Annotated in this window: 10 protein-coding genes; 8 read left to right on the plus strand and 2 right to left on the minus strand. The window is 63.7% G+C overall.

All coding sequences use genetic code 11. The features are described 5' to 3' along the window. The 6 genes from mbhI to FGU65_RS13730 are packed head-to-tail and all read left to right on the plus strand — an operon-like array spanning nt 1 to nt 4,083. The gene (gene mbhI / locus FGU65_RS13705) at nt 1–345 is read left to right on the plus strand and encodes a membrane-bound hydrogenase complex subunit MbhI (protein ID WP_301665057.1); all 345 of its coding nucleotides are present in this window, start codon (nt 1–3) and stop codon (nt 343–345) included. Continuing rightward, nucleotides 345–779, plus strand: coding sequence for an NADH-quinone oxidoreductase subunit B family protein (locus FGU65_RS13710; RefSeq protein ID WP_301665058.1), 435 nt, complete (start codon nt 345–347; stop codon nt 777–779). Before mbhI ends, FGU65_RS13710 begins: the two co-directional genes overlap by 1 nt. Then, nucleotides 776–1,441, plus strand: coding sequence for an NADH-quinone oxidoreductase subunit C (locus FGU65_RS13715; RefSeq protein ID WP_301665059.1), 666 nt, complete (start codon nt 776–778; stop codon nt 1,439–1,441). The genes FGU65_RS13710 and FGU65_RS13715 overlap by 4 nt, the downstream gene beginning before the upstream one ends. Beyond that, a complete protein-coding gene (locus tag FGU65_RS13720; RefSeq protein ID WP_301665060.1) occupies nt 1,434–2,669 on the plus strand; it encodes a hydrogenase large subunit in 1,236 nt (411 codons plus the stop codon). The genes FGU65_RS13715 and FGU65_RS13720 overlap by 8 nt, the downstream gene beginning before the upstream one ends. Then, nucleotides 2,666–3,673, plus strand: a complete 1,008-nt coding sequence (locus tag FGU65_RS13725; protein WP_301665061.1) for a respiratory chain complex I subunit 1 family protein — start codon at nt 2,666–2,668, stop codon at nt 3,671–3,673. The genes FGU65_RS13720 and FGU65_RS13725 overlap by 4 nt, the downstream gene beginning before the upstream one ends. A gap of 5 nt (nt 3,674–3,678) precedes the next feature. Next, nucleotides 3,679–4,083 (plus strand): 4Fe-4S dicluster domain-containing protein, encoded by a 405-nt coding sequence (locus FGU65_RS13730; protein WP_301665062.1) that lies wholly within the window; start codon nt 3,679–3,681, stop codon nt 4,081–4,083. Here the strand turns inward: FGU65_RS13730 and FGU65_RS13735 are convergent, their stop codons facing one another. After that, nucleotides 4,084–4,521 (minus strand): hydrogenase 3 maturation endopeptidase HyCI, encoded by a 438-nt coding sequence (locus tag FGU65_RS13735; protein ID WP_301665063.1) that lies wholly within the window; start codon nt 4,519–4,521, stop codon nt 4,084–4,086. A 123-nt stretch (nt 4,522–4,644) separates the two neighbouring features. Between FGU65_RS13735 and FGU65_RS13740 the strand changes: the two genes are divergently transcribed. Together FGU65_RS13740 and FGU65_RS13745 are read left to right on the plus strand one after the other, a co-directional pair. Further along, a complete protein-coding gene (locus tag FGU65_RS13740; protein ID WP_301665064.1) occupies nt 4,645–4,821 on the plus strand; it encodes a hypothetical protein in 177 nt (58 codons plus the stop codon). Between the two features lie 121 nt (nt 4,822–4,942). Continuing rightward, complete coding sequence (locus tag FGU65_RS13745; RefSeq protein ID WP_301665065.1) at nt 4,943–5,794, plus strand: PDC sensor domain-containing protein; 852 nt, start codon at nt 4,943–4,945, stop codon at nt 5,792–5,794. 165 nt (nt 5,795–5,959) lie between these two features. Here the strand turns inward: FGU65_RS13745 and FGU65_RS13750 are convergent. Beyond that, on the minus strand, nt 5,960–6,170 hold a 211-nt coding region (locus FGU65_RS13750; RefSeq protein ID WP_301665066.1), incomplete at its 5' end, for a hypothetical protein.

Consider the following 6,170-nt stretch of genomic DNA (forward strand, 5'->3'; position numbering starts at 1 on the left):
ATGGACATCGTAGCAACACTCGTGACCGGATTCGGGTTCTGGAACCCGATCATCTGGCTCGCCGTGCTCGCGGTCGCGCTCGTGATCGCCTACCTGATCTGGCTCACCGGCGAGAGCAGCTACAAGCCCGGCACCGAGCAGACGAAGCCCTACCTCTCCGGAAACCCGGAACCGGCGAAACAGGACGTTCACGTCGGCGGCGGACACCTCTACTGGGGGTTCACCGAGGCAATGCGCGGCTACTACGACCGCATCGTCCCGCTTCATACCGGTGTGCTGACCGACTATCTCCTGTGGTTCTTCGGAATTGCAGCCATCCTGATACTCATCGTAGGTCTGATCTGATGAAACTGACAAAATCGTTCAACCGCTCGCTCTGGGCGTTCCACTTCAACTCGGGCTCCTGCAACGGCTGCGAGATCGAGATCGTCGCGGCGATCACCCCGCGCTACGACCCGGAACGGTTCGGGATCAAGCTCGTCGGCAGCCCGAAACATGCCGACATCCTCCTCGTGACCGGTCCGGTCGTTAAGAAGATGCGGGATAGGCTCGAGCGGGTCTACCAGCAGATGCCGGACCCAAAAGTCGTGATGTGCGTCGGCGCCTGCGGAACGTCGGGCGGCCCGTTCTACGACTCCTACAACCTGGACGGCCCGGTCGACGACGTCATCCCGGTCGACGTCTATGTCCAGGGATGCCCGCCGAGGCCCGAAGCCATCATCCACGGCGTGGTGGTAGCCCAGCAGAAGCTCGAGCGCCTGGAGGGTGAGAAGGCATGAAACCCGCAAAACTGCTGACCCCGGAAGAGGTCGTCGCCGTCTTTGCCAAGAAGTTCGGGAAAGGCATCCTCGAGAGCCGGATCACCGAGCGGTGCGAGGGCGTCGGGAAGCGTCCGAGCTACGATATCTGGCTCGACATCGACCGCGACACGCTCCACCCCGCAGTCAGGGAGCTGATCGCGATCCACTTCCCACACCTCGGGGTCATCTCCGGCACCGACATCGGGGACGCGGTCGAGCTGAACTACCACTTCTCGATCTACTACGGGACGAAGCACGGAGAATACATGGTCACCCTGACCGTAGCCCTCCCGAAGTCCGACCTCCGGGTGGCGACGATCGCCGACCTCATCCCGGGTGCGGTCTTCTCGGAGCGGGAGAAGCAGGAGATGCTCGGCGTCGAGGTCGTCGGGATACCGGACGGCCGCAGGCTCTTCCTCCCCGAAGAGTTTCCTGAGGGCGTCTACCCCTGGCGGAAGGACGAGACCGGGATCCGGGACGGTATGGTCAAGGATCTCTGGGCGGTGGGGAGGCCGGCGAACCGCCCCGCCCGCCCGGCGATACCGCCGGAGGAGGAAGGCGTCGTGCAGGCCGCAGAAGTGGCTGAAGCAAAAGTAACGGCGCGCGAGCCGGCGCCTGCGGAGGAGGAGCGGCATGAGTGACGATCCGCAGAAGAAGATGACGCCCTACACCGTTCCGATCGGCCCGACCCACCCGGCGCTGAAGGAGCCGGTGATGTTCACCTTCCAGATGAACGGCGAACAGATCCTGAAAGCGGACTTCGCGCCCGGCCAGACCCACCGCGGGATCGAGTGGATGGGCATGCGCAGAAACCCGGTCCAGATCGTGCACCTGACTGACCGCATCTGCGGGATCTGCGGCGTCTCGCACTCCCTGGCTTTCGCCCGGGCGATGGAGCAGATCATGGAGATCGAGGTGCCCGAACGGGCCGACTATGTCCGCACCATCATCGCCGAGTTCGAGCGGATCCAGTCCCACCTCCTCTGGGCGGGCGTCGCGGCCCACGAACTCGGGTTCGACACGCTCCTCCACCTCACCTGGCGCGTCCGCGAACAGGCGATGGACACCATCGAGCTTCTGACCGGCAACCGCGTCAACTACGGGATCATCCAGGTCGGCGGCGTCCGGCGGGACTTCACGCCCGACCAGTTCCCGGCGATCGAGGAGACGCTCCAGTACTACAGCGACCTGAAGAGCAAACTCCTCAAGATCTTCCTCGAGGACAAAACCATCCAGATGCGCTGCCGCGACTGCGGCGTCCTCTCGTACGACGACGCCCTCAAGCTCTGCACCGTCGGGCCGACCGCCCGTGCGTCGGGGCTTAACATGGACGTCCGCGTCGACTACCCGTTCGCGGCCTACGGCGACCTTGCGATCGAACCGATCCTCCCGGACGCCTACATGGGGGAGACCCGCGGCGACGTATTCGACCGGATCGTCGTCCGTCTCCTCGAGGTCGACCAGTCGGTCGACATCATCCGGCAGTGCCTCGACCGGATGCCGGCAGGCGAAGTCATCGCCGAGCCGAAACTCGCCAAGCTCCTGAACCAGTTCAAGAAGGCCCACGGCGAAGCGCTCGGGCGGCACGAGGCGCCCCGCGGCGAGGTCCTCCACTACGTCCGGATGGACGGAAAAGAGCACCCGACGTCGTGGAAGGTGAAGGCCTCCTCGTACAGCAACCTGATGAGCTGGATCCCGATGCTCGAGGGCGAGCAGATCGCCGACATCCCGATCATCGTCGCCTCGATCGACCCCTGCCTCTCCTGCACCGACCGCGTGGCGGTCGTCCGGAGCGGCGAACGGGGCATCATGACCAAAGAGGAGCTGCACCGTCTCTCGGTCGAGAAGACACGGAGGCTGAGTGCATGACTCTCATCGAGACCATCCTTGCGGCAGTCGGCGGCACCGTCGCCATGGCGGTCTTCGGTATCGTCGCCGGGCTCTTCTTCCTCGGCGTCGACCGCAAATTCGCGGCCCTGATGCAGGCCCGGATCGGCCCGCCGCTCCGCCAGCCGTTCATCGACGCGGCGAAGCTGATGCGCAAGGAGAATATCGTCCCCGAGAACGCCATCCCGTGGATCTTCAACGGCGCACCGATCCTGGCGCTCGCATCGGCGATCACCATCCTGCTCTACCTTCCGGTCGGCAGCATCATGCCGGTCCTCGGGGGCGCCGGCGACCTGATCCTGGTGATGTATCTCCTCACGATCCCGGCGCTCGCGATGGTCGTCGGCGGGTTCGCCTCCGGTTCGCCCTACGCGACGGTCGGCGCCCAGCGTGAGATGGTCATCCTGATCGCCTACGAACTCCCGCTCGCGATCGCGATCATCGCGATCGCCTGGCGGCTCTCGATGGCGGGAATAGCCGATCCCTTCTCGCTCACCACAATCGCGGCAAACCCGGTCTGGGGCGTCGTCGGCCCGGTCGGGGCGGTCGGGCTTCTGATCCTGCTCGGGATCCTCGCGTGGGTGACGCCCGCCGAGCTCTCCCGCATCCCGTTCGATGCGCAGGAGGCCGAGACCGAGCTTGCCGGCGGGCTGCTCGTCGAGTACTCGGGGAAGAACTTTGCGCTCTTCTACCTCGCACAGGCGGTGAAGACGATCGTCATGGCGGCGCTTGCGGTTGCACTCTTCCTGCCCTGGAACCTCTCGAGCTTCGTCGCGATGGCGCCTGCAGTCGCCGTGGCCGCGGACTTCGTCTTCTTCCTCGCGAAAGTGCTGCTCGTGGTCTTCTTCTCGATCTCCCTGATCCGGGTCTCGATGGCGCGGTTCAGGATCAACCAGATCGTCTCGATCTACTGGGTCTGGCTCGGCCTCGCCGGATTCGTCGGCCTGGCGCTCGTGATGATCGACGCGATACTCGCAGGAGTGTGATGCGAATGGCAACATTACCCATGATACCGGAACTGCTCCGGCAGCTCTTCAGGACCCCGGCGACGAACGCATTCCCGGCGAAGTACCTCCCCTCCTCGGTGACGGAGTTCCTGGCGAAGGTCGGCAGGGGTGAAGCTGCGATACACCCCCCGGTGCCGGTGCCGAAGGACTTCCGGGGCAAGATCACCTACGACCCGACGGGCTGCACCGGCTGCAGCCTCTGCGCAAAGGTCTGCCCGGCCCACGCCATCGAGGTGCTGAAGGACGAGAAAAGGATCCGGATCTACGTTTCGCAGTGCATCTTCTGCTCGCAGTGCACGGATATCTGCCCGAAAGGCTCGCTCGCGATGAGCGATGCGTTCCTGCTCGCCGACGAGAACCGTTACGCCGATCACCTCATCGTCGAGTGATCAGAGCACCGGAATATCTTCAATATCCCCTTTTTTCAGGACCGTGATCAACCGTTCCGCTCCTTCCTGCACGGGCTCGCTCAGGTACTCGCCGTCCCGCACAATTGCCGGCTGAATCCCGATGAAGAGGATCGTCTCCGCAACGCCCGCGAGGAAGTCGATGAGGTGCGAGAGCGGGAGCGAATGCGTGCCGATGCTGACGTCCTGGATCCGGCCCTTTGGAACTATCCGGAACTCGCCCGGCGGGACGCCCATATCCGCCGCGTCCACGAAGACGAGGAGAGCCGGGTGATTCCGCCGGACGACGCCGGTGAAGTTCTCGGGCACCGTCCCGCAGTCGAGGGCGTTCCAGTCGCCATCTTCCATCCGGTGGGCGACGTAGCTTCCCACGCCGTCGTCGCCGCGGAGGGTATTGCCGACCCCGAGGAGCATCTTCATAATCGGAGGAACTGTGGGCGGGAGAGGTGATAGCCCTGGCGATCGGCGCTCTCCGGCCCCGGATTGCACTGCAAGATGCGCTTTACGGAACCCAAATCCAGGGATCCCAAATTAAACCGGAATATGCCCATAAATTATCCAGTAAAGTGTGGATTTTGCATAAAATTTATATCCAAACCGATCGTTGGTAGATATATCCCACCTCGGGAGGGAGGTGTTACGCTCATGGCAGCAAAGGATAAGAAGGCTCAGGCTCAGGAGAAGAAGCAGGGGAAGCAGGAGAAGGGAAAGAAGAACTAACCTCTTCCTGGAACCACCCTCATTCCCCTTTTTCCGCCGCTATTGTTCTATCGGATACCGTATCTCTTCTCCCTGTGCACTATCCGAATGCCTCATGTAGTATGCGGTCAAGATGTTCGTCGTGAAACGGAAGACGTCTGTTCCGGTCTGCGTGCTCCTGCTGCTCACCGCTGCCGTATGCGGATGCACCGGCGCATCGGAGACCGGAGATGCCTGCAGCGACGTTGCAGAGCAGAAGGAGATGCTCGTCCGGCTGAATCTCCTACAGGGCAGGATCGACGGTGCCCTTGCACTGCTCGACGCACGGGTGGAGACTACGGCACAAAACCTGACCGCGACCGGTCTTGCCGGCGCCGACGCAGAGGCGCTGCTTGCAGAGACCCTCGCGGCGGATCGGTCCGTCACCACCGCCATCACCATCGCGAGGAACGGGACCTGCCTCGCCGCCGTTCCGGGGTCCGTCGCCTCGCTCGTCGGCGAGGACCTCGGGGAGCGTGAGGTCGTCCGGGAGACGTTTGAGCGGAAGGTGCCGGTCATGACCGACGTCGTTCCACTCCAGGAGGGCGGGCAGGCGGCGATCATCGAGTATCCCGTCTTTTCGGAAGACGAGCGCCTGGCCGGGGCGACGAGCATCACCTTCGATCCCTGCCTGCTGTTGCGGGAGGAGATCGAGCCGGTGCTAAGCGGCACGCCCTACACCGCGATGGTCGCCGAGGCCGGCGGCCGGGTGCTCTACGACCCGGACTCGGCGGAGGTCGGGAAGGAGACGTTCAGCGAGTCGCTGTACGCAGAGTTCCCGGAGGTCATCGCCTTCGCCCGGACGTATGCGGGCAACTGGTCCGGGCACGCCACCTACTCCTTCTACGACACCGGGTTTTCCCGCACGGTGCAGAAAGAGGCCTACTGGACGACGGTCGGGCTGCACGGCACCGAGTGGCGGTTGATCGTTATCAGGGAGATTGGCGGGGCGTAACGGAGCGCCCCCCTACTTTTTCAGCCAGACTCCGCCGGGGTATCTCCCTTCGGGAAGAGAGGAGTCCCGGGAATACCCTGCAGATCAGTCTGCGGCTTTGAAGGCACTGGAAACACCGATGGCTGCCGGCAGGAGCAGGACGTGAAAATAGAGGTGTTTTTCGGGTTACCGCTTCATCAAAAAGAATGCGGCGGCCGCGACGGCGATGACGGCGATCACAGCGATGAGAACGGCGAGCATCGGGAGTTTTTCTGCGCCCGTTTCTGCCGGGGCGGTGGTCGGGACGCCGGTCGCTGCTGTGGTGGGAACAGCCCCGGCCGCTTCGGTGAAGAGGAGGGCGTAGACGCTGAAGTGCGTGATCCGGGCGGTCACGGTT

This window comes from Methanoculleus frigidifontis (genome assembly GCF_030464345.1).
Taxonomy (GTDB): domain Archaea; phylum Halobacteriota; class Methanomicrobia; order Methanomicrobiales; family Methanoculleaceae; genus Methanoculleus_A; species Methanoculleus_A frigidifontis.